This window comes from Streptosporangium sp. NPDC006930 (genome assembly GCF_040635605.1).
Lineage (GTDB): Bacteria > Actinomycetota > Actinomycetes > Streptosporangiales > Streptosporangiaceae > Streptosporangium.
In genome coordinates, this window is sequence record NZ_JBEYID010000006.1 from 40,864 (window position 1) to 64,849 (window position 23,986).

The window sequence follows — 23,986 nt, forward strand, 5'->3', positions numbered from 1 at the left end:
TGGAAGGGAATAGCACCATGAAGCGCCTGATCAGCACCGCGGCGATCCTCCTGTCCGCGGCGCTCACACTTACCGGATGCGGTGGCGGAGATCCGCTCACCAGCGCCTCCCCGGCCCCCGCCGAGTCCGGGTCCGCCGCCGCTCCCGCGGAGGGGGGCAAGGTCGTCATCGGCTCGGCCAACTTCCCGGAGAACGTCCTGCTCGGCGAGATCTACTCCCAGGCCCTGGCGGCCAAGGGCGTCGAGGTCGAGGAGAAGTTCAACATCGGCAGCCGCGAGGTCCTGTACGACCAGGTCAAGAGTGGTGGCCTCACCATCCTGCCGGAGTACATCGGCTCCCTGCTCGCCTTCGTCGACAACACGACCACGGCGAAGTCGAAGGACGACGTTGTCGCCGGTCTCAAGGAGAAGCTCCCCGCCGAGCTTGAGGTCCTCACCCCCGCACCGGCCGAGGACAACAACTCGCTGACCGTCACCAAGGAGACCGCCACCAAGGACGGCCTCACCACGATCGAGGACCTGGTCAAGGTCGCCAAGAACTACTCGGTGGGCGGCCCGCCGGAGTTCCAGACCCGCCAGGAGAAGAACTTCAAGGACACCTACGGCCTGGAGTTCAAGGAGTGGAAGAAGACCGGCGACGCCACCGCCGACGCCATCAAGGACGGCACCGTCCAGGTCGGCAACGTCTTCACCACCGACCCGAAGATCATCGTGAACGACCTGGTCTCCCTTGAGGACAACAAGAGCGCCTTCGCCGCGGAGAACATCGCCCCCCTGGTCAACAAGGCCGGCGTGAACGACACGGTGCGGACGACCCTCGACGCGGTCTCCGCCAAGCTCGACACCGCCAGCCTGGTCGCGCTGATGAAGCGCGTCGCGGTCGACAAGGACGACGCCGAGGCGGTCGCCAAGGACTGGCTCACCCAGAACGGCCTGCTCTAACGATCCATCTCTCCGAACCGGCTCCGGACGTCTCGTCCGGGGCCGGTTCGTTTTCGTGTTCTGTGTTCGCGGGGGCGGCAATCGTGGCCGCGTGGTGTCCGGTCGATGCGCCGGGAATCACCCGCGAGAGCGTGAGCAGGGGAGTCGATGACGAACTTTCCCAGATGGAGCGACATCCGCGCGGACATCGTCGCGAACTCCGGTGGAGAGGAAGCCTTAGCCGAGGCGAGGCGTCGTGATCAGGGGCTACCCGTCGGTCGAGCGGAGCTCGAACCAGACGACGGTTCCGGTGGAGTCGCGGTGGAATCCCCAGCGAGTGGCGAGGTCGTTGACGAGCATGAGTCCTCGGCCGCCGGTGGCCTCCGGGCTGGGCTTTCTCGTGCAAGGGATCTCTGAGGCGCCGGGGTCCTGGACGGTGATGAGCACGCCGTGGGGGAGGAAGGCCACCGTGACGACGAACTCCCGTGACCGCTCGACCGTCCCCGCGCCGTACTCGTACGGCCTTGTGTCGTGCGGTCCGGTGTCGTCGTACGGCCCCGCATCGTATGGCCCTGCGTCGTGCGGCCCGGTGTCGGTGGCTTGGGTGTCGGTCGGTTGCGCATCGAGTGATCCGCTGGAGTGTTCGACGGCGTTGGTGGCGAGTTCGCTGGTGAGGAGGATGGCGTCGTCGCGGAGGGGGTGGTCGTCGCCGAGGAGTTCGGCGACGAAGGCGCGGGCGGGTCTGACCTGCTCGGGGGTGGCCGTGAACCGTTGAGAGATGACGGGGGTGTGGCCGAGGGACTCCGACCAGCCGGGGATCCGTCCCAGGTGCGGTGACCGTACGGCATCGGTGGTCGTCGTCGTGCGGAGGCGGTCAGCGAGTACGCCGACAAGCAGGGACAACAGGCGTGCGGTCATCTCGGTCACCTCCCGCGTTTTCCGTCGTGTCGCTCTCGTAGTTCGGGGGCGGGTTTTCTGTCCTGGGGTGGTAGCTCTCGATGTTCTGTATCTGTGCGGTGAGTTCGGCGGGGGTGGTGGCCTCGATCAGGCCGATGCGCTCTTGGCACCAGGCGGGGGAGAGCGCCCAGTAGCGGCCGGTGGCCTTGCCGTACCAGAGGTGCCAGCCGAAGAACCGCAGCGCCGGGGTGTGCGGCGCCTGGTGGTCGGTGCCGGTCTCCTCCGTGGGTCCGTGCCGGGAGGTGGTGTGGGCGGAGATCATGCTGTCACCGCCGTGCGGCATGGTTGGTGTCTGATTGCTCCGGGTCGCGTACCTGGCGGTGATTGTCGTTCGTACGGCGGGGTGGGCGTTGTCGAGGCCGGTCGCGCGTGGCGTCCGTAGCTGCTGGGGGAGGAGCCCGTGAGGGGGCGGTGCGGTGGGCAGGCGGTGAGGGTGGGGGTGGGCGGTTTCTTGCAGAGGCCGAGGCGGCGTCGGGCCGTCATGCGGGTACGGACCTGGGCGGCGGTGGGCTGTTCCCACAGGTGGCCGGGGCGGTGCGGCAGGCTGGCCGCGTCGTGGGCGTAGGGGGGATGGCCGCACCAGCGGCAGCCCAGGGGTGAGGGTGGTCGTTCGGCGTGCCATCGAACCCGGATGATCTTGATGGCTCTACTAGGGTTGAGCATAGTTCGCACCTCCAGTGTGCGGACGAGGCTCTGCCAGGCGACGTCACTCGCCTGGCAGAGCCGTTTTGTGGGGTTCCAGGGCTCGGGTTTCCTGGATGTCGGTAGTCGTCTTAGGTCAAAGCGGCTTCCCCGGTGTGGGTGAGGGCCGCTTGCCTGAAGACCGCTGCGATCGCGGACGGCGCGCTCAGCGAACAGGGGCATTCCCCGTCGCCCTCACACCTGTCGTTGCTCACGAAAGGTGACGCTATGAACGCGTAGAGATACCGAGATCAGTGCTGCTGATACTTTGGCGCGCGGGGAGGTCAAGCAGGTCACGGCGGGTTACCGTGAGCTCATGGCCTACTTGGACCCGGCGGCGGAGAGCGTGGGAACCCGTGTACGGCGTGCTCGTAAGCGCGCGGGCATCACCCAGACCGAACTGGCGCGGCGCGTCGGCCGTGCCCAGTCCTGGGTGTCGGGAGTCGAGAACGACAGCCTTCCCCTGGACTCCATCGCGCTGATCAACGTCCTCGCCCGCGCCCTGCGCATGCACCCCAACGAGCTCACCGCGCGCCCCTACCGAGGCGACAACCCCAGCCAGGATCGCGGACACTCGGCCATCCCCGAGATCCGCCGCCAACTGGAGCGCTACGACCTCGACCCCGAATGGACCGGAGCGGTACGTTCCCTGCCCGAACTACGCGCCGCGACCGAACGCGCCTGCCTGTTACGGATAGAAACCCGCTACACGGAACTGACCGATCAACTTCCGGCGTTGCTCTCCGAACTTCAGGCGGCGACCCACCTGTACGCCGAGCCTGACCGCAGCGCCGCCTTCGGACTGCTCTCGGCTGCCTACCGGGCGGCGGACTCGGCCGTCTACGACCTGGGGTATGCCGACCTTGCTCTGCTGGCCACCGGCCGGATCCAGTGGGCCGCCGAACGTTCGGGAGACCCGTACCCCTTGGCTGTGGCCATGCGACGACGCGCGCGAAACCTGTGGGCCAGTGCGTCGTGGAACGACGCGCTCACCGTGCTCGACTCGGCCTGCGCGAGCATCGAGGACGAGTACACCGCGGATCGGCCGGAGGCTTTGGCCGTCTGGGGCGCGCTGCAACTGTGTGCCGCGATCACCGCGGCCCGCAAGAACGACGCGGACGAGGCGTGGTCGCGACACCTGCTCGCGGCAGAAGCGGTCACCCGGCTCGGGGCTCGTCAGCGCACCAATTACTACGAGCTGTGCACCAGCCAGACCAACGTCGACATCCACGGCGTCGGCGTCGCGGTCGAACTCGGTGACGGCCCTCAGGCCGTGAGCCGGGGAAAGACGGTTCGGCTCCCGAAGGGGCTGCAGGCCAACCGCGTCGGATACCACCACCTCGACTACGCTCGCGCTCTGCTCTGGTGCGGCCACCGCGAGGCCGCCACAGCGGAGTTGGAACACGCAGAGAAGGCGGCTCCTCTCCTCATCCGCAACCACCCCATGGCCCGACAGGCCGTACGGACCCTGCTGGACCTGGAACGCTACAGCTACCGCGAACGCATCCGCCGCCTCGGCGTACGCATGCACATCCTTTGAGATGTTCGAGTTGGGTGATCCATTCAGGAGGCCAACATCGCCTCAACTACGAGGAGACGCTTCCTGGCCTACAGATGGTGAGCGAAAGGAGCCGGGGCGTGGAAGGTCTGACGATCGAGGAACTGATCAAGCAGTTCCGGCAGGCCAAGGGCCTCACCCAGGCGAGTCTCGCCGACCGGCTCGCCCGGGTGTCCGGGCAGGCCACGATCACTCGCAACGAGGTCTCCCGCTGGGAGCGCGGCAAGCGGCTGCCCCTGGCCTGGTTGCCGTGGTTGAGCATCGTGCTCGATCTGCCCCTGGCGATGCTCGACCAGGCGGTGGTCCTGTCCCGTGCCAAGCGACTGGGTATCACCCCGCTGAGCGTGAACGGTGATCGCCTGACGCTGTTCAGTGACGGTTGGACGCGAGAGAGCAACGAGGCGATGGCTGCCGGGCTGGCCGCCGAGGGCGAGGCTCTGTCGGAGGAGTCCGCGCTTCGCGTCGCCCACGAGTGGCTGATCGTGGAGGCACCGCAGCTCCACGAGATCCGCTCGGGGCGTCGCGTCGGTCATTCACTGATCGACAAGATCGAGACCAGGGTCGATCATCTGCGCCACCTCGATGACTACATGGGGGGTACGGATCTGCATGCGCTCGTCTCGAGGGAGTTGGAGGCGACCGTCACGGTCGTCAGGGAGGCCGCCTACCGCGAGGATGTGGGCCGCCGTCTGCTGAAAGCGGTGGGAGAGCTCTGCCAGCTCGCGGGATGGGTGACCTCTGACGCCGGACTCTACGATCGCGCCCGTACCTACTACGTCAACGGCATCCAGGCCGCGCACGTCGCCGCAGACGAGCCGACGGCGGCCAATCTGCTGTCCTCGCTGAGCTACCAGATGGCCAACGTGGGAGACCCCCGACAAGCAGCCACGATAGCCCGTACGGCGGTCAAGGGCACCGAGCGATCAAGCACCCCGCTCACTCGTGCTCTGCTGCTGGAACGAGTGGCCTGGGCACACGCCAAAGCGGGAGATTCAGCGATTACCGAGCGAGCAGTCGGTGAGGTCGACCGGGTGTTCGAGCAGCACGGGGACGGTGACGAGGACCCCAAGTGGGTCTACTGGCTGGACCGAGGCGAGGTCGACGTGATGGCCGGCCGATGCTTCACCGAACTCGGCCGCCCGCTCAAGGCCGAACCACTGCTCACCCAGGGCCTCGACACCTACGACGCCACGCGCGCCCGAGAGTTTTCGCTCTACCTGAGCTGGCTCGCCGACGCCTACGCCCAAGCCCGCGAGATCGAGCAGGCCACGGAGGCCGCTGCGAAGTCGTTGAACCTCGCGGTCAAGGTCAACTCAGCCCGCGTCACCGACCGCATAGAAGCCATCCGCTCCCGCCTCCGCCCCTTCGCGGACACCGCCGCAGTCCGAAGGTTTGAGGATCTTTACCAATCGACATTGGAAGCGATCTGAAACTGGTCTACATCAGCGCATAACGCTAATAGCCCCAAAAATTAAGATCGGCTCAGCAGTTGCGGTTGGCCTAGTCGAGGATGCTGCTGACCTTTCCTGAGTCCTCCGCGTCGACACTGGTCAACGGTATCCATTGGGTTGACCGCTGTTCCATCGAGTCCTCTATCGTCCTCTCGGAAATATTTGCCATTATATCGTAGCACCCCCTTCTGTGTCGCTAAATGTAAGCGTCAGGGAGCTTGCGGATAGAAAACACAAAACATCCCCCAAATCAACGGAAAATGTTGATACTTCGGACTGCATATCCCGGACAATCGATTCGAGGGTTGTAGCGGCTAGCGGGTCAAAGTCAGGCGCCTGGCGTATTATCAGGTCGTGCACTCCATCGAAAGTTAAATTGACAAAGATTCCTTGTTCTTCGATTAAGCGCCAGTCTGATGCGTATTTAAATTTGAATATGATGCGCGACTTCGAAGGGTGGAAGTCCATTTCAATAAAATTGGCGTTATTGTGAAGGTCGACAATTCCTTTTGGAGTACTAAAATCCACTCGCGGGAAATTATCGGACCATTCTTCCATTCCGTGGAATTTCATCTTTGTGGCCACATCATTCTACTTTCCGAGTTTGGCTAGGTATGTGGCGGCAATTCTCATGTCCGCCCACGTTGCAAGCCTAACATCACCAGCGACCCAGTTTCCCTTACCGTTTGGCCCCACGTGCAATTTATAGATCTTGACGTGTGGTGTGGAAATTGACCCTTTAGTCTTCTTGTCGTAATGCGATTTTCCGGCCAAATCAAGTGTATACCTAGTGCCGGTTTGCAAGTTATCGATGGTCAAGCGATTCTGTCCTAGTCTCTTAGCAAGCTGCTCGCCCACCCACTTCATGTCGCATGGATTAGCATTATGGACGAGAAAGCCTGTGTTCCCTGCGGCTACGTGATAGGTGTGAATGCCTTCTACCGTCAGGTTGTATACTTGCTGTTCATCCTGTACGTACTGATGGGTGGAGAGCAACTCCAGGCTGGCTCCTTCGGAGGAGAGCAGCCGCGTTCCTGCAGTAAGCTCTCCTGCATTTATCCAGCGATTTTTATCGACGGCCCAGACGGGATGCTCCGCTGTTGCGGTGACCTGGCCGACCTTGTTGCCTTTACTGCCATCTATGTCAACACGTAGTTGAACCAGATTCTTACGTCCAAAGCTGGTAATCAGTGCTGCAACAAACCTTTTTTCACTCTTCCCCGTCCTGGGGTTAGTTGCGATTACACGGTCTCCTATTTCAATTTTTTCAATTGATTTAAGGGAGCCGTTCGCCATAATAACTTTAGTGCCGGGGATAAAGCTGCTGCATACCTTTTTGGCAGCCGAGATGGATTCGCTGGTTTTTCCGAGAACTTTTCCAATTTTTCCTACTGCTTTAGCGACTCTTCCAACAGGAGTGGGCGTAAAGTTGGCGGCGAAAAGAATGCATGAAACTGTGTCGCCTTTAACGCAGTTGTTTGCGTCTTCGAGGAGAATATCAAAGATCTTGTTCATGGGGCCGATTATCGGCTCCAGCAGTTTAAGTGCCGAGTCCACAAACTTTGACCCTGAGCTCACATTTAATTTATTTGCATCGATCCCAAGTATTTGTGCCAAATATACACAAGATTCTATCCCCATGAATCCTGCGATTTTGGTGCACCCCTTCTTGTACTGATGCAATAGAACAACCTGATTCGCAGAATTGCGCACAGTGTCGCATTTGGACTTTGATAGCTTTTGGGCGCATTTTGCCCATCGGCCACTCCCGTCCAACGTCTGTGGAGGTGCGCCAGGCGATGATGGTGAAGTCGTCGGGGGGTTGAGTGAGAACCACTGGCCAACTATGAAGTTGTCGGTGACTTCTGTGCTGTACATCTGTAGGACGTTGTACAGCAGCAGGAACTCCTCCTGTGCTTCTGCGCTCGCATTCCAGAACTCGTCCTCCATGCCCTTCGGCATGGGTCTGCCGTTCGGCATAATGCCGAGTTTTCTGGCTTCTTCCTCCGTGTACATTACTGTTCGCGAGTAATCACCCCAGAGTTTTTCCCATTCCAGTCGCTGTGCTCTGTTGGTGAACTGGGGATAAAGGCAGCACGGCTGATTAGGCCAGGAGTAGTACGGCTGTCCTGGGACGATCTCTATCGGGTTGAAGTCCCAACCTGAGGAATCTCGGTCTAGGTATTTGTCCCAATAGCTGCTTGTGTCGTAAGACTGCCAGTCTGAACTCCCGGAGGTTCCGGTTTGAGAGCCTCCGCCGAGGATGGGGATGCTGTTGTGCCCGGTGGGGTCGGTGTTGGTAAGAGGGCCGGCGTTGGCGTAGGTGTAGCGGTTGGCCTGGACTGATGGGTCGGGGTTGAGGGTGGCGGTGTCGCGGGAGGTGAAGGTGGCGGTGCCGGGTTGGTACCAGCGGGCGTGCATGTTGACTTTGCCGGTGTCGGGGTCGGTGTACTCGCCTTGGTAGCCGAGGCTGCGCTGGGTGCCGGTGCGGTGGGTGACGGCGCCGAAGGGGTCGTAGGCGACTGAGTCGACCAGCGCGGTTCCGGAGAAGGTGCCCACCACGTCGCCGTGCAGATCGTTCATTACAGCGAGGGCGGGGCTTGCGCCTTCTTGCAGGCTGAGCAGGCCGCCGAATGGGTCGCGTCCGTATTTGGCCATGGTGGTGTTGGCGCTGTCGGCGACGGTGACGAGGTCGTTGCTCAGTCCGGAGTAGGTGAAGCGCTGCTGGGTGGCGCCGGCGGTGCGTGAGGTCATCCGGTCCAGGGCGTCGTAGCCGTAGGTGGCCTCACTGTCGGAGACGAGCCGGTCGAAGGCGTCGAAGGCCAGATCGCGGGTGACCCCGGCTTTGGTCTCGGTGGCGAGGGTGCCGCGTGGGGTGTAGGTGTAGTCGACTCCGGCGCCGGAGGTGAGGCGGTTGCGTTGGTCGTAGACGAAGGTGTCGGTGCCGGCTGTGGTGCGGTTGCCGGAGGCGTCCCACTCATAGGCGGTGACGGTGCCGCCGGGGGCGGTCCAGGAGGTGAGGCGTCCGGCGCGGTCATGGGTGTAGGTGTTGGTTCCGGCTCCGGCGGTGCCGGTGGTGGTCTTGGTGGTGAGGTTGTCGTCCTTGTCCCACCCGTAGACGATCTTCGACAGTTCGGTGCCGGAGTTGTTCTTCACCGTCTGAGAGGTGAGCCGGTCCATGGTGTCGTAGCCGTAGGTCTGGGTGCCGACCGGGTTGGCGGAGGTTTTGCTGGTGAGCCGGTTGGCGTTGTCGTAGCCGTAGGTCCAGGTGCGGCCGGTCACCGGGTCGGAGGCGGTGTTGAGCCGGTCGACGGCGTCCCAGGTGTAGGTGGCCGTGCCGGTCGGGTCGACGCGCTGGGTGAGGTTACCGGTGGCGTCGTAGGCGTAGGCGGCGACCTGGTTGGTGGCCTTGGAGACCTTGGTCAGCAGGCTACGGTCGTTGTACTCCAGGCTGTAGTCACCGATCGCGGTGAGGCGGCCGACGCTGTCGTAGGTGACCGCCCGGTTCACGGTGGCCATCGCGGCGCCGCTGCCGGTCTCGGCGGTCATCCGGTCCAGGTGGTCGAAGGTGCGATCCAGGCGTACCCCGCCTGGTTGCAGGGTGGCGGTGGTGTTGCCGGAGGCGTCGTAGAGGTTGGTCCAGGTGCGGTCTGCGGCGCCTGGGTGGGTGGTGGTGGCGGGTTCGATGACGGATTCGACCAGGCCGAGGGTGTTGTAGGTGGTCCAGGTGGCGTTGCCGCGGCCGTCGGTGGTGCGGGTGCGTGCCCCGCTGGCGTCGTAGCCGAACGTCGAGGTGATCGACGAGGTCGCGGAGACCGGTTCGATCAGCGAGGTCAGCCGTCCCGCGGCGTCGAACGTGCGCTGGGTGACGTGGCCTTCGGCGGAGGTGGTGCTGGTTGGGTTACCGGCCGGGTCGTAGCCGAAGCCGATCGTGCGCAGCACCGTAACGGGGCTGGTGCCGGTGAGGTCCTTGGCGGAGGTCTTGCGGCCGGCGAGGTCGTAGGTGACCTCGGTGGCGTTGCCGAGCGCGTCGGTCACCTTGGTCTGCCGGCCCATCAGGTCGTAGGCGGTGGTGGTGGTGCGGCTGGCCGGAGTGGTGGTGGCAGGGGTGGCCGGGGCGATGGTGGTGGTGACCTCTCCGGCGGCGTTGACCGTGTAGGTGGTGGTCTTGTTACCGGGCGCGACGGTTTTGGTGAGGTTGTTGGCGGTGTCGTAGGTCAGGGCGGTGGTGTGCGCGGCGGTGGTGGGGGTGCGCTCGATCACGGTTTCGGTGATCTGCCGGCCCAGGTCGTCGTAGGTGGCCTCGTTCCGGGCGCCGGTGGGGTCGATCACCGCGAGCTGCTCACCCAGCAGGTTGTACTCGCCCACCCAGGCGCCGCCCGGCCCGGACGGGCCGGGTTCGGTGACCTTGACCGGGCGACCCAGCGCGTCGTAGACGGTGGAGGTGACGTGGTTGCGCGGGTCGGTGACCGTGGTCTGCCGCCCGGCCGCGTCGTAGCCGAAACTCACCGTCGGGGTGATCGCGCTGCCTCCCGGCGGAGTGTAGGACGCGCCGACGGTCGAGGTCAGCCGCCCGGCCTTGTCGAAAACGAGGGTGGTGGTTCGCCCTTCGGCATCGACGAGGTGGGTCTGCTGGCCGACGCTGTTGTAGCCGTACTTCACGGTGGGTTGTCCGGTAGCGGTGGCGGCACCGTTCTTTTCGATCGTCACCTGCGGTGATGTGGCTTCCACCAGACGACCGGCCAGGTCGTAGCGCATCGTGGCGGTGAAGTCCGCAGGAGTGGTGCCGGAGGCGTTCCCACGCGGGTCGGTGGCCGCGCTCAGCAGGCCCCGGTCGTCGTAGACACTGGTGGTGATCAGGTCCTCAGCCCCGTTTTCCACCGTCTGCCGGGTCACCTGATTTAACACGTTGTGGGCATACGAGACGGATTCGGTGCGGGTGGTACCGGTTGCGGTGAAGGTCTTCTTGGTGACGTTGCCGACCGCGTCGTACTCGAAAGCGGTTTTACGCCCCAGAGCGGCGGGGTCGAGCGTGGTGGAGGTAAGACGGCCAGCGGCATCGTAGACAGATTGGACGGTGACTTTGCCGCCATCGCTGACTTGGCGGACGAGGTTACCGGCCGGGTCGTACTCATTTGACTGCAACACCACATCGTCCGGGCTGGTCAAGCCGTTGAGGCGGACGTCGTCACCGATCATCTCGGACAGACGGTTGTCGGCGAAATAAGTGTAGGAGGTCTTACGACCCATCGCGTCGACCTGACCCGCCAAGCGTCCAGCGGGATCGTAGGAGAGCGCCTGCAGCACCACGTCGCGAGCGGCCTGCGGAGCGACCGGGCTGCCGATCCAGTTCTTGAGCGTCACGGAGGCCGGCTCGCCGCGTTTGGTGTAGGCGTAGGTCAAGACGCTGCCCATCGGATCGGTCGCCGAGGTCAGGGCGCCGGTGACGTCCCAGGTGGAGCTGGTCACACCGCCTTCGGGGTTGGTGAGCGTCTCCGCTCGTCCTCTGGTGTCGTAGGTATAAGTGATGGTGCGCTCCGGGTCACCACCAGTTAGATCCGAGAACGTCTCGGTGAGCTTGTTACCGTCCGCGTCGTAGGTCAGCGTGGTCTTGGTGGTGTGGGTGACGTTGGTGACCTCGTTCTTCACCCCAGGGGCTGTTTGCGTTAGCGGGCGCCCGAGCCCGTCGTAGGTGAACGTCGTGGTGACACCGGTGGGATGAGCCGCCGATACCTCGGTTCGCGAGGTCACCCGGCCCAGCGTGTCATGGGCGAACTTCGCTATCAGTCCGGACGGGCTGGTCTGCTCGACCAGGTCACCGGCGACGCTGTAACGGTAGGTCGTCTCGTTGCCCTTGGCATCCTTGCTGGACTTGTTCAGGCCTGCGGGTGTGGTGCCGCCGCCGATGGCGGGTTCGGTGCCGTCGGTGTAGGTGGTGCTGGTGGAGCGGCCGTTCGGGAAGTCTGGGGTGGCCGGGGTGGTCTGCTTGAGTATCTCGCCGTGCTGGTTGTACTCCCACTTGGTGGCGTAGGTGTTGTCAGTGGCGCTGGACGACCGCGCGTCCCGCGAGGCGATCGGCCGGTCATTGCGGGGGTCGAACTGGTTGTTGTTATTCAGGTAGTACGCGTGGTGATCGGTTTGGCAGCTGCTTGTCGTCCGACACTTCTTGATTCTGAGGAGGTTGCCGCGTTTGTCGTTGAAATGTTCAGTTACGTTATTGTTCGGGTCTGTGATCTTGCTAATGAAGCCGCCGGTGTCGTAGGCGACTTTGGTGACCTTGGCGAGCTGGTCGGTCTGGCTGACCAGGCGGTAGCCACGCCAGGCGTCGTAGACGTATTTCAGTGTCTCGCTGCGCGGGTCGGTGACCGTCACGGTCGACTCGCCAGTCGTCCGGTTGTAGGCCGGGGCCCCGATCTGCCAGGTGCCCCCGTTGGAGTCGACGTGCGTCTTGAGTCGTTCGGACGCCGAGTCGTAGGTGTTGGTCGCCCACACTCGCCCCGACGGCAGGGTGATCTTGGCCAGCTTGTTCGGGGACTCGACGCGGGCGGCGAAGTGTGCCGCGACCTCGTCCGCGCTCAGTGGCCGGTCGTAGACCGCGAGCTCGTCGATGGAACCGGCCAGGCCGCCGCCGATCCTGGTGGTGTCACGGGCCTCAGTGGCCACCGGCTGGGTCAGCGTCCCGACGGGCAGGCCATCCAGGTAGAGGGTCTGCTTGTTTCCGGTGAGGGTGAAAGCCAGGTGATGCCAGGTGCCGTTGTTCACCGCGGCGGGGGAGATGATGGGGGAGGAGGTCGGCCGCAGGGAGGCGCGCAGTTTGCCGTCCGTGCCCACCTGGATCATCGGATCCAGGGTGCCGAACTGCCCCGAGGACAGCAGGCGGCCCGTTCCGGTGGACTTGAACCACAGCTCGACCGTTCCCTGCTGGTGGATTCGTGGCATGAGCCCTGCGGGCACCTCCACATACCCCGAACTCGTCAGATCGACGGCGGTGTCGGTGCTGCCGGCGAGCGCTCCCGGACGCCCCCGCGTCGCTCCGGAGTAGGAGGCCGAGCCCGCGCCCCAGCCCAGGTCGACCGCGCTGCCGGAGGTGTCGCTCAGCCGCCAGTAGCCGAACGGGTCGGCGTCCTGGACCGAGCTGCGATACAGCGATCCGGCGCCGTACTCGAAGTCGGTGCACGCGCTCGTCGGCGCGCAGACCCTGGTCAGGCGGTCACCGGTGTAGGCGTAGGTCCAGGTCAGCGGGGATCCGTTCACAGGATCGGTGGACACCGCGGTGACGTTCGCTCCGGTCCAGGTGAACGACAGGGACCTGCCGCCGGCCGCGGTGACCGTGCTCAGCTTGCCGTCGGTGCCGTAGGTCATCTCCTGGCTGCGGCCACGGTCATCGGTCACCCTCAGCAGCCGCCCCTGGGCATCGAAGACGTAGGAGGTCGACGACTTGTCCATCAGTCGCCAGCCGCCCCCGGTGACCGTCGCCAGGGTGGCGTACGTGCCCGGCGGTGGCTGGAAGGTCCCGTCTCCCTTGTCGGCGAAGCGCACCGTACGCCCATCGGGGTAGGTCACCAGAAGCGCCTCGAAGCCCCGGATCGTCTCCGGCACGACCCGCATGTCGAAACGGGTCGACCAGCCCGCTCCGAACGCGCCGTCGCGTCGGGGGTCCATGCTGTTGTAGGAGCGCACCACCGACAGGGGCGGCCCCGCAGTGCTGACCGTCGCGTCGGTGAAGGTCGTGGTGTAGTTACCGGTGGACTGGTAGAACTCCTGGCCGTTGATTCCCCGGGTCGACAGGTTGGAAGTGATCGTCGGCTGGCGCACCCCCATCGTGAAAGAGCGCGTCGAGGAGTAACGTCCCTGGCCGCCGATGGTGGAGGCGTCGGTGACGTACACCTGCCACCAGTACTCCTTGCCCCACGCCAGCAACCCTTCGGGTAGCGTCCATTGGCCCGACAGTCCACAGCAGACATCGTCGTAGTCATCGGAGTACACGCAATCGCCCGACATCGACGGGTTGTCACACACCAGGAAGTCGAAGCTGGCTACGCCACCGTCCCACGATGTCACCGTCGCCGACAGCGTCGGCTGCAGCGTCATCACCAGTGCCTCGTTGGCGGGGGACATGGAGGTGACCGTTGGGGCGGGAGGCAGCGGACATGCTCCCCGGTCGGCCCACACCCACGAGAAGCTGTTCTCGGGGGGTGTGGTGTTCACGATCCCGGAAATCGCCTGCAGCGCCTCCCAGATCCGGCCGGCCGAGGAGACGCGCTCCCCTTGTGCGACCGAGTAATTGGACCGCCACGGTGAAACGCCCCCGCACGGGGGCGCCGCCAGCATGGCCGCCGATGTCCGCGCTGGAGACTCGGCCTGCTTCCGCTGTTTCCTGGAAGAGGGCGGGGCCGTCGTCGTGGAGGGTTGTGGCTCATTGACGAACCGGCCTTCGGGTGGCAGGGCCGCTTTCGGCGGGGCGATTTCCGCCGTCAGGGACTTCACCTGCACCTTTGTCGTGGTGCGTTCCGTTTCCACCAGGGACGGAAAACCCGCCGCAGAACCGGTCAGTTGGTCAGGTGTGTCGGGGGTGCCGTGAAAGAGCGCGGGTGGTTGCAGCGTCGCGGCGGATACCGGAAACGCCTGGAACAGCAGCAGGCCCGGTAGCGCCGTTACCAGCACGGCCACCGCCGTCCAGGTTCTCACGACGACCGAAAACGACCATGACAGACTCCGGCGCATACGCCGTCACCCTCCGAACAAGTCAGCGCGAGGGCCGATCGCTCCCGCGTTACCCCAGCCCGCCATCAGGCCCGTAGTGGGGCTGAGGTCGACGGTTCGGAGCGTGCTAACAGCAAACGATCAGAAATTACCCATAGAACCTTTATCTCCGCAATATGTGTAAGACAGGCTAAATAGGACACGGATTTCGGGTTTGAAAATGCGTTGTGCCGGGACCGCGTTCTCACGGTGACGTTCGGTTGCGGAGAGGGAGAGGCCGAAACGATCACGTAGGGAGAGGGGATGGTGGCTCACGGTTCGCCTGGGGTGCTTTGCCTTGAGTTTTTCTGAAAGCGCGGTTCACGAGCGGCGCGATATGGCGGTCTTCGCGAGGGTCGGGAGGGGAGGGGAGAGCTTGAACTTGTGGTTTTGGGGCGGGCCGAAGGTGGTGACGGTGGTGCTGGAGTGGCTGGAGATGTTTTCTCGCGGGTTGAAAGCGGCGACGGGAAGGTGATGGAGCGATGTGATTCGTAGCACAGCCGAAGGCTCATCGATCACGGCGGCCGGACCGGCTGCCGACCACCTATCGGTGCGCCTGCGGGGTCGCCTACTTCCAAGGGTGTGGGCGGATGTCTCCTCAGCCCGGTTGGCCGTGGGAGCCCGCTTCGAGGGTCGCGCGCAGGGTGGCCAGGGTTGAGGCGATGAGGGCCAGGGCGTCAGGGGGAACCGTCGCGGTCAGCGAGATGAGTTCGCTTTCGACGGTGGGGCGGGAAGCGGCCAGCTGCTTCTCGCCCTCGGGGGTGAGGCGAAGGACGGACGAGCGGCGGTCCTGGGGGTGTGCGACTCGCAGGCACCAGCCCGCCGCCACCAGTCGGTCGACGGCCTTGCTCACGGCTCCCACGGTGATCGCCAGCTCGCTGACGATGTCGAGCACGCGGCATCCCGGCACGCGGTCGATGATCTCCAGAAACTCGAACTGTCCCAATCCCAGCCCGTGTTCGGCGCGCAGTCGGGCGCTCACCGCGTTGTAGAGCCGGGTCTCGACGCGGACGAGGTCGGTGAAGATCGGAGTGACGTGGCTCACATTAACCTCCGATAGATTCCTGGGAATCATCTTCCTTGGAATCTGGTTGAGCTCAGGAAGATGGATTCCCAGGAATCCATTCTGGCACCTCAACCCATGGAGGCCCGACATGTCCCAACAGCAGCGCGACGCTCTGGACACCCTGCTCCGTTCCGCCCCTCGCGGCGAGACGCGGCCCACCGTCGAGGAGCAGCGCAGCGGTTTCATCGCAGCCCTCACCCGTCCGGCGCCGGAGGGCGTCATCACCCGTAGGACCGTCCTGGGCGGGCGGCCGACCCTGGAGCTGGAACCGCCCAACGCCTCCGGTCGCGGGCGGCTGCTCTACCTGCACGGCGGCGGCTATGTCGTCGGCTCACCGGATACCCATGCGGGGCTGGTCGGCGAACTGGCCCGCCGCGCCGGGCTGCGAGCGATGTCGGTGGACTACCGGCTGGCGCCTGAACACCCCTTCCCCGCGGCCGTCGACGACGGGCTCGCGGCCTATCGTGAGCTGCTGGCGGCGGGTACCGATCCACGCGATCTCGTCCTGGCCGGTGACTCCGCCGGTGGCGGCTTGAGCATCGCCACGCTGCTCGCGGCCCGGGAGGCCGGGCTGCCGCAACCGGCCGCCGTGGTCGTCTTCTCTCCCTGGGTCGACCTCACCCTCGCCGGAGAAAGCATCCGTTCCAAGGAGGACGCCGACCCCATTTTCACCGAGGCCGACGTGCGCGCCTACGCCGATCTCTATGTCGGCGCAGGCGACCGGGCGCATCCCCTGGCCAGCCCGGTGTTCGCCGATCTCACCGGACTGCCGCCGCTACTCGTGCAGGTCGGGACGAACGAGGTGCTGCTCGACGACGCGGTCCGGTTGGCCGGTCGCGCGGGCGCCGACGATGTCGAGGTCACGCTCGAAGTCGGGGCCGGTCTCCCTCACGTCTTCCAGCACCACTACGGCCGCCTCGATGAGGCGGACGCCGCACTCGACCGCGCCGCCCGCTTCCTCACCGCCCACTTGGGCGCCGGGCATCTCGAATCGGTCCACTGACGCGGATGACATGAGCGCCTCGACCCACTGCGAAGCGGCAGCAGGTCGGAGACCCGGGCCGCCTGCCCCGAGGGCGGCCCGATCTCCGTGATCCTGGACAACCTGTCGGCGCACAAGAACCGGCGCATCCGCACCTGGGCGAAGAATCATCGAGCGCCCAGGGTGTGGCTCGACGGCCGGTCAGGCGCCGAGCCGGTCGCGTACGCGGTCCGCGAACCAGTCGGGTCGTTGTAGCGGGATGCCGTGCCCGCAGTCCGCCACGATTTCCAGCTCGCTGCCCGGCAGGGCCTCGTGCAGCACGCGGGCCGAATCCCGCATCAGGGCCCGTTCACGCCCACCGGCGAGGATCAGCGCCTCGCGGGGGAAGCGCGACCACGCGGGCGGTGGGGTGAAGCGCAGGTTCTCGCCGACGGCGGCGAGCAGGGTCTGCTTCGAGATGCTCGCGGATGTGCGGACGTAGTCGTCGAGCAGCGGGTCAGGGATGAACAGCTGCTTGGCCTGCAGTTTGGCGAACCGTCGTTGCCGGGCGAGCCCGGCGGTGGCGCCGAGCAGGCCGAGGGTGAAGCCGGTGGCCGCGATGGGCTTGGCCTGGGCGCTGACCACGACCACGCGTTCCACGAGTTCGGGCCGGTGCGCGGCGAGCAGGACCGTCAGCTGCGCGCCCAGGGAGAACCCGACGACGGAGGCGCGACCGCCCACGTCGTGGAGGAGCTTCGTCAGGGCTTCGACGGTCTGGGCATGGGAGTGATACGTCTCGTCCGCGCTGCGGTCGTGGCCGGGCAGGTCCGGGACGATCAGCCGGTGGTCGCGGGCGAGACGCTCACGCACCGGCTCCCACATCCAACCGGCGACACCGCCACCGTGCAGCAGGAGCACGGGCGGGGCGTCGGCAGGACCGTGTGTCTCGACATGCATGTGGAACCGCTCCCGTCGCGTCGGTCGATGACCATGATGCCAGGGGGCGGCCGTCCGGCCGACTCGGCACCGGATCGAGCGTCGACCGGCAGCGTTCGGGCGCCGACCCGTAGCGTTCGGGCGCCTGTCCGGCGGTCTCGTGCCGGGTGGCTCGAAAGGGGGCTCGTCTCCGGGCCGGTCGGCGTCTCGCGAGTGGAGGGCGGCGACGGGGAGGTCGTGGGGGATGCGATCCGGAGGACATGGGGCCGGGCCAGGTGGTCGTTCGGGGTCCGGGATGATGGCCGGATGAACGAGTTCGTCGAGGCGATGGCCCAGGTGGTGACCGGGGTGACGATCGTCACCGTGAAGGACGATCGCGACGACGTGGGGGTGACGGTCTCCACCTTCACCTCGCTGTCGCTGGAACCTCGGCTGGTGATGGTGAGCCTGGACAGCACCGGATATCTCAACGAGCTGCTGCTCAGGCGGGACCGTTGGGCCGCGAGTGTGCTGTCGGCCGGGCAGAAGGCGATCGCGAGCAGGTTCGCCACGGCGGGCCGTCCGGGTGCGAGGTTGTTGCTCGCGGGTACGCCGCACCACCGGGGTGCGCTGAGTGAGGCCCTCGTGGTGGACGGTGGTGTCACCGCGCTGGAGGCCGAGACGGTGAAGGTCGTTCCGGCCGGGGATCACACGCTGTTCATCGCGAAGGTCCTCGGGGTCGAGTACGTCGACGCGTCCGTGCTGCCGCTGGCGCGCTACCGGAGCCGCTACCGCTGATCCCGCTCGCTCCTTTCTCACAGGTTCCGTACGCGTGAGAGCCGCCCCGTTCGGACGGGGCGGCTCTCACGGGGATGGACGAGGAAGATCAGCGGATCGTCCAGGTGCCCGGCAGGATGAGCGGGCCGTACGAGGGCAGGCCCAGCTCGCCGGCGAGGTGGGCGAGGGGGCCCCACGACTCCAGGCGGACCCTGGCCAGGGCGGCGGCCTTGTCCTCGCTGGACTCCGCGGGGCGCAGCCGCTCCAGGGGGTTGAGCTTGGGGTAGACGCGTACGGGGGCGTCGACGGCGAGGCCCGCCTTCTTGCGGGCGATGGCGAGGGCGTCCTCCAGGCCGCCGAGTTCGTCGACGAGGCCGCCTTCCAGGGCGTCGGCGCCGGTCCAGACCCGGCCCTTGGCCAGCTCGTGGGCGCGCTCGCGCGACAGGCCGCGACCTTCGGCGACCTTGTTCACGAAGTCGTCGTAGACCCGGTCGAGCCAGGCGTTGATCCGCGCCCACTGCGCCTCGGAGAAGGCGTTGGTGGGGGAGAACATCCCGGAGTTGGCGCCCTCGCCGACGGTCTCGGAGGTGACGCCGATCTTCTCCAGCAGCCCGCCGATGACCGCCTTGCCGCCGAAAACGCCGATGGAGCCGGTGAGCGTGCCCGGCTGGGCCACGATGACGTCGGCGGCCATCGAGACCATGTAGCCGCCGGAGGCGGCGAGGTCGCCCATCGAGATGATGATGGGCTTGCCCGCCTTGCGGGTGAGCACGACCTCGCGCCAGATGGCGTCGGAGGCGGTGTACGAGCCGCCGGGGCTGTCGACCCTGAAGACGACGGCCTTGACATGGTCGTCGTTGCGGGCCGCGCGCAGGGCGGCGCAGATGGTGTCGGAGCCCATCGCGCCACCGCCGCCCAGCGGGCTGCGACCGCTGCGGCCGAGCCGGATCGCGCCGTTGCCGCGGACGAGCGCGACGACCTGCTCGCCGGGGTGCGGGAGCTTCTTCGCGGACAGCGACTTGGCGTAGCGGCCGACGTACAGCAGGAGCGCGCCGTCGCCGGCGGACTCCTTGACCTCGTCGTAGACCTCGTCGCGGTAGGCGAGCCGGTCGACGAGTCCCGCCTCGACGGCCTCGGCGCCGATGAACGGGCCCTGGTCGATCAGCTCGCGTACCTTGGCCGGCTCCAGGCCGCGCCCCTCGGCGATGCCCGCCACGACCTGTTCGGTGATCGACTCGGTGATGCGGCTCATCGACTCGCGGTGGGCCTCGGTCATGTGGTCCTGGGTGAAGGTGTTGGCGGCCGTCTTGTACTCGTGCCGCTGGCCGATCTGGTACTCCACGCCGATCTTGCCCAGGGCACCCCGCAGGAAGCGCTGCTCCATCGCGACGCCGGTCAGCCCGACGTCACCGGAGGGCTGGAGGTAGACCCGCTCGAAGGCGCTGCCCAGGTAGTAGGGGACGGTGCCCCCGCCGATCTCGCCGAAGGTTTCGGCGAACGCGACGGTCAGTTTGCCCGAGGCCCGGAAGTGGATCACAGCCTGGCGGAGCTCCTGGACGATCGCGAGGCCCAGCGGCTGGGTGCCGATCTTGACGATCAGTGCCCTGACCCGGTCGTCCTTCCTGGCGCGCTTGAGTCCGGCGAGCACGTCGGTGAGGCTCGTCTTGCGCATCGCCATGATGGCGCTCAGCGGGTCGGCCGGAGGACTGCCGTCTGTCAGGCCCTCGGTGAGGTCGAGCTCAAGGATCAGGGGAGCGGTACGCCGCTGCTTGAACCGTTCGACACTATCGATGATCACCTTGGTCGCGTCCATGCCCTTCACCCTAAGCGACACATACCGGGCTTATGCGGCTCGTCGGGTTCTCGCCCGCTTTCTGGCATAAGACAGGACCGTGGAGCCCGAGGGGTCTGCGTGGCCTGCGGGTCCGCCGGTGTGGTCCACGGGCCTTCCGGTCCAGGTAGGCCCGCAGGTCCGGTGCCTGCGGGGCCTACCTGGATTACCGGGGTCACGCTCGGCGGGCGTTCACCTGCTTCTTGAGCATCGTGGTGGACGCGGCGGGGGAGGAGCCCTTCAGGCGTGCCTTCTCGACCGAGGTGAGGACCGTCTTCAGCGTGGCCGTCTCCTTGATCTTCGCGGTGAAGTTCACGCCGCCGTTCGCCCAGTTCAGCCAGGCGGCGAGCAGCTCGCTCTCCAGCTTGGCCCGCGCCGTCTTCTTGGCGGGCTTGAGCACCTTGTACGCGCCGCCCAGGGTGGAGGCGGGCGTGACCTCGGAGAAGACCTTGCTCGCCTTGGCCACCAGGCCGAGGTAGCAGCTCACCGTCGCGTCCTTGATCTTGCCCTTGCCCCGGGTGACCTCAACCGCCCACTGCGCGGCGCTCAGCGTCTTGGTGGACTTGCCGCGCGTGCACACCGTGGGCGTCGCCGGCGGGGGGACGGTCACGGTCACGGTGACCGTCACCGTCGGCAGCGGGATCGGCGTCGGCACCGGGTCGTTCGGCGGCGCCGACGGAGGGGGACCGGAGCTGGGCTCGGGACTGGGTTCTGGGCTGGGTTCCGGGCTCGGGTCGGTGCCGGTCTCCGGGCCGGGGTCGTCGCTGGGAACCTCGGGGCCGGGGGGAGTGACGGGGTCACCCGGGGTGCCTCCGGCGATCGCGGCGTTCAGGTCGAGGCGGGGGGTGGTCACGCCGTCGTAGGTGACCTGCCGGCCCGCGGTCTTCAGCGCGGCCTCCAGCGCGTCCGGGGTGTTCGGGGCCTTCTGGGCCATCAGCGCCATGGCGCCGGTGACGAACGGGGTGGACATCGAGGTCCCGCTGTAGACCTGGTGGCCGCCGCCCGGCACCGCGGACTCGATCTCCAGGCCGGGGGCGAAGAGGTCGAGTCCGGAGCCGTAGTTGGACCAGTGGGGGACGGTGTCGTCGTCGCCCGTCGCGCCCACCGTCACCGGGGCGGAGAAGCAGCCGGGCGCCCCGGCGCCGGGCACGCCCTCGTTGCCGGCCGCGGCCACGACGGCCACGCCCTTGGCGCGCAGGTCGTCGACGCGGCTCTTCATCGCCGCCAGGTCCGGCTCGGCGTCACAGCTTCCCTCGTACAGGCCGCCGCCGAGGCTGAGGTTCACCGCGGCGATGTTCCTGCCGCCGTCCTTGAGCTTCGCGACGTGCTCCAGGGCGAGCAGGAGCGTGGACTCGAACGCGCTCAGGCAGACCCCGCCCTCGTCGTCGCAGTTGTTGAACCTGCTGAAGACCTGGATCGCCACGATGTCCGCGTCGGGCGCGACGGCGTGGGCGATCCCCGCCACGTGGGTGCCGTGGTCGCACAGGTTGACGCTCTCGTGGACGCAGGCGGGGGTGTTCGCGTCGGCGGATCCGGGGTCGTTCGTCTGCCCGTTGGGGCACAGGGACTGCGCGCCCTCGTCCGTGGCGGAGAAGCAGGCCTGCTCCACGACCTTGCCGCCGAAGTCGGGGTGGCCGGCGTCGATCCCGGTGTCGATGATCGCGATCGTCTGGCCCGCGCCCTTGGTGCCGGTGGCGTGCGCCTTGTCCGCGCCGATCACCTGCAGGCTCGTGGCGAGCGAGCCGGAACTCAGCGAGCCCAGCGAGGTGGGGGAGTAGACGCGGTCGCGGCGGATGGAGAGGACGCGCGGGTCCTCGGCCAGCTTCGCGAGCGACTCGCCGGTGCCCTCGACCACGATGAACGAGGTGTCCGCGGGTTCGAGGACGACCTCGGCGTCGGGCAGCTGCCGTGCCTCCCCGGCGACCGGGGCCGCCTCGGCGGGGGCCGCCAGCTCGACGATGACCCGGGCGCCGTCGGTGTCGGAGGCGAGTCCCTCCTCCAGTTTCGGCTGCGGGGGCGTCGCGTCGGCGGGGGGTGAGATCGGCGTGTCGGCGGAGGGCTCCTGACCGCCCGTCTCCCCTGCTCCGGGCTCGGTTCCGGATCCGTCGCCCGGGGCCACGGGTGGGCTCTCGCTCGCGGAGACCGCTGGGGGCGCCGGTACGTCCTCGGCGAGGGCGGGTATGGCGGGCGAGAGGGTGAAGACCAACGCCATGGCCACGACAGCTCGAAGTCGCACGCGTCCTCCGGGGGGATCAAAAGGGCGTTTCGGAGTCTAAGCAGCCGTATGCGCCAAGTGAATACTTTGCCCCAGATTTGGAGGATCTTCGGAGAAAAGCTCGGCCCTCGCGGCGCGACGCGCACGGAGGGCCGAGTGGAGAAAAGCTCGGCCCCCCGCGGCGTAGCGCGCTCGGAGGGCCGAGTGGTCGAAATATTACTTGAGGCCGTTGGAGATCGCGGTGATGAGCTCACCGTTGGTGGTGTCGCCGCTGGTCTCCCAGAAGAACGCCCCGCCCAGACCCTGGTTCTTGGCGTAGGTCATCTTCCCGGTGATGGTGGAGGGGGTGTCGTAGCTCCACCAGTTGCCGTTGCAGAAGGCGTAGGCGGTGCCGCCGACGGTGCCGGTGGGCGGGCACTTGGTCTTGAGGACCTTGTAGTCCTCGATCCCGGCCTCGTAGGTGCCCTGGGCCGCGCCGGTGGCGGAGCCGCCGGGAGCCGCCTGGGTCACGCCGGTCCAGCCTCGGCCGTAGAAGCCGATGCCCAGCAGCAGCTTGCTCGCCGGGATGCCCTTGGCCTTGAACTTCTGGATCGCCGCGTCGGAGTTGAACCCGGCCTGCGGGATGCCGGTGTAGGAGGTGAGCGGCGAGTGCGGAGCCGTCGGGCCCTGCGGGTTGAACGCGCCGAAGTAGTCGTACGTCATCGGCATGAGCCAGTTCAGGTTGTTGATCGCGCCGGCGTAGTCGGCGGCGTCGATCTTGCCGCCGTTGGAGCCGTCGGCCGTGGTCGCCGCGGTGACGAGGGCGTTGGCGCCGAACTTGGTGCGCAGCGCGGAGATGATGTTCTTGAAGGCGTTCGGGCCGCTGCTGTCACAGGTCAGGCCACAGGCGTTGGGGTACTCCCAGTCGATGTCGATGCCGTCGAACACGTCGGCCCAGCGCGGGTCCTCGACCAGGTTGTAGCAGGAGTCGGCGAACGCGGCCGGGTTCTGCGCGGCCTGGGTGAAGCCGCCGGACCAGGTCCAGCCGCCGAAGGACCAGATGACCTTGATGTTCGGGTACGCCTTCTTCAGCTTGCGGAGCTGGTTGAAGCTGCCGCGCAGCGGCTGGTCCCAGGTGTCGGCGACGCCGTCGACGCTGTCGGCCGCGGTGTAGGCCTTCTCGTAGTCGGCGTAGGAGTCACCGATGGTGCACCGGCCGCCGGTGGTGTTGCCGAAGGCGTACAGGATGTGGGTGAGCTTCGACGCGGAGCCGTTCGTGACCAGGTTCTTCACGTGGAAGTTGCGGGCGTAGACGCCCCACTGGGTGAAGTATCCGACGATCTTCTTACCGCCGGGGGGAGGCGGGGTGGGGGTGACCGTCGGGGTCGGGGTCGGCGTGGGAGTGGGCGTGACCGTCGGGGTCGGGGTCGGGGTGGCGGTCGGCCCGGTGCCGTTGCAGGCGGCGCCGTTGAGCTTGCAGTTCAGCACGCTGGTGATCCCGCCGGGCGCGCCGTTGAAACCGAAGCTCGTCGAGGCGCCCGCGGCGAGCGCGCCGTTCCACGACTTGTTGACGAAGGTGTAGTGGTTGCCGCTCTTCGTCAGGTCGGCGTCCCAGGACGTGGTGATCGAGGTCCCGGCGGGGAGGTCGAACTCGACCTTCCAGCTGGTCAGCGCGCTGGTCCCGGCTTGCACGACGACCTTGCCCTCGAAGCCTGAGCCCCAGTTCGAGGTGGTCGTGTAGGTGGCGGTGGCGGGTGTGGCGGCCGTCGCGGTGCCGATCCCCAGGGGAACCAGCAGCGCCGCCGCCGCGATGAAGGAGCCGATGGTAATTCGTCGCAAGGGTCGCTCCAGGTCAGAGAGTGCCGAGTCCCCGTATTCATAGGAAAGTTTCCTATTAATTACCTGAGCGTAGGTTCTCGTACGCCGACGGTCA

Annotated in this window: 14 protein-coding genes; 5 read left to right on the forward strand and 9 right to left on the reverse strand. The window is 66.4% G+C overall.

What is annotated here, in order from left to right:
• Positions 1-17: 17 nt before the first annotated feature.
• On the forward strand, positions 18-941 hold the full coding sequence (locus ABZ664_RS12735; protein ID WP_362507438.1) for an ABC transporter substrate-binding protein: 924 nt from the start codon (positions 18-20) through the stop codon (positions 939-941).
• 246 nt (positions 942-1,187) lie between these two features.
• Here the strand turns inward: ABZ664_RS12735 and ABZ664_RS12740 are convergent, their stop codons facing one another.
• Together ABZ664_RS12740 and ABZ664_RS12745 are read right to left on the reverse strand one after the other, a co-directional pair.
• Positions 1,188-1,838 carry an ATP-binding protein gene (locus tag ABZ664_RS12740; RefSeq protein WP_362507441.1) on the reverse strand — a complete coding sequence of 217 codons (651 nt, stop codon included), beginning with the start codon at positions 1,836-1,838 and terminating at the stop codon, positions 1,188-1,190.
• Positions 1,795-2,139, reverse strand: a complete 345-nt coding sequence (locus tag ABZ664_RS12745) for a hypothetical protein (protein ID WP_362507444.1) — start codon at positions 2,137-2,139, stop codon at positions 1,795-1,797. Before ABZ664_RS12745 ends, ABZ664_RS12740 begins: the two co-directional genes overlap by 44 nt.
• 735 nt (positions 2,140-2,874) lie before the next feature.
• On the opposite strand from ABZ664_RS12745, the gene ABZ664_RS12750 reads away from it, so the two are divergent.
• Together ABZ664_RS12750 and ABZ664_RS12755 are read left to right on the forward strand one after the other, a co-directional pair.
• Positions 2,875-4,098 carry a helix-turn-helix transcriptional regulator gene (locus ABZ664_RS12750; protein ID WP_362507448.1) on the forward strand — a complete coding sequence of 408 codons (1,224 nt, stop codon included), beginning with the start codon at positions 2,875-2,877 and terminating at the stop codon, positions 4,096-4,098.
• Positions 4,099-4,196: 98 nt separating this feature from the next.
• On the forward strand, positions 4,197-5,546 hold the full coding sequence (locus tag ABZ664_RS12755; protein ID WP_362507451.1) for a helix-turn-helix transcriptional regulator: 1,350 nt from the start codon (positions 4,197-4,199) through the stop codon (positions 5,544-5,546).
• Positions 5,547-5,735: 189 nt separating this feature from the next.
• On the opposite strand, the gene ABZ664_RS12760 is transcribed toward ABZ664_RS12755, so the two are convergent.
• The 3 genes from ABZ664_RS12760 to ABZ664_RS12770 form a co-directional block, all read right to left on the reverse strand.
• Entirely contained in the window at positions 5,736-6,152 is a 417-nt protein-coding gene (locus ABZ664_RS12760; protein WP_362507454.1) for a hypothetical protein, read from the reverse strand.
• 6 nt (positions 6,153-6,158) lie between these two features.
• Positions 6,159-14,237 (reverse strand): LamG-like jellyroll fold domain-containing protein, encoded by an 8,079-nt coding sequence (locus ABZ664_RS12765; protein WP_362507457.1) that lies wholly within the window; start codon positions 14,235-14,237, stop codon positions 6,159-6,161.
• Between the two features lie 670 nt (positions 14,238-14,907).
• Complete coding sequence (locus ABZ664_RS12770; protein ID WP_362507460.1) at positions 14,908-15,354, reverse strand: MarR family winged helix-turn-helix transcriptional regulator; 447 nt, start codon at positions 15,352-15,354, stop codon at positions 14,908-14,910.
• Positions 15,355-15,463: 109 nt separating this feature from the next.
• Between ABZ664_RS12770 and ABZ664_RS12775 the strand changes: the two genes are divergently transcribed.
• Positions 15,464-16,378, forward strand: a complete 915-nt coding sequence (locus ABZ664_RS12775; protein ID WP_362507463.1) for an alpha/beta hydrolase — start codon at positions 15,464-15,466, stop codon at positions 16,376-16,378.
• Positions 16,379-16,558: 180 nt separating this feature from the next.
• Here ABZ664_RS12775 and ABZ664_RS12780 read toward each other — a convergent pair whose 3' ends face one another.
• Positions 16,559-17,293 (reverse strand): alpha/beta hydrolase, encoded by a 735-nt coding sequence (locus ABZ664_RS12780; protein ID WP_362507466.1) that lies wholly within the window; start codon positions 17,291-17,293, stop codon positions 16,559-16,561.
• A gap of 285 nt (positions 17,294-17,578) precedes the next feature.
• Here ABZ664_RS12780 and ABZ664_RS12785 point away from each other — a divergent pair, with 285 nt between their 5' ends.
• Complete coding sequence (locus tag ABZ664_RS12785) at positions 17,579-18,049, forward strand: flavin reductase family protein (RefSeq protein WP_362507469.1); 471 nt, start codon at positions 17,579-17,581, stop codon at positions 18,047-18,049.
• A gap of 88 nt (positions 18,050-18,137) precedes the next feature.
• Here ABZ664_RS12785 and sppA read toward each other — a convergent pair whose 3' ends face one another.
• The 3 genes from sppA to ABZ664_RS12800 all read right to left on the reverse strand — a co-directional run bounded on the left by sppA (position 18,138) and on the right by ABZ664_RS12800 (position 23,892).
• Positions 18,138-19,841, reverse strand: a complete 1,704-nt coding sequence (gene sppA / locus ABZ664_RS12790) for a signal peptide peptidase SppA (RefSeq protein WP_362507472.1) — start codon at positions 19,839-19,841, stop codon at positions 18,138-18,140.
• A gap of 193 nt (positions 19,842-20,034) precedes the next feature.
• Positions 20,035-22,095: a S8 family serine peptidase gene (locus tag ABZ664_RS12795; RefSeq protein WP_362507474.1), complete on the reverse strand. Its 2,061-nt coding sequence runs from the start codon at positions 22,093-22,095 to the stop codon at positions 20,035-20,037.
• A gap of 195 nt (positions 22,096-22,290) precedes the next feature.
• Complete coding sequence (locus tag ABZ664_RS12800; RefSeq protein ID WP_362507477.1) at positions 22,291-23,892, reverse strand: glycosyl hydrolase family 18 protein; 1,602 nt, start codon at positions 23,890-23,892, stop codon at positions 22,291-22,293.
• Positions 23,893-23,986 lie beyond the last annotated feature (94 nt).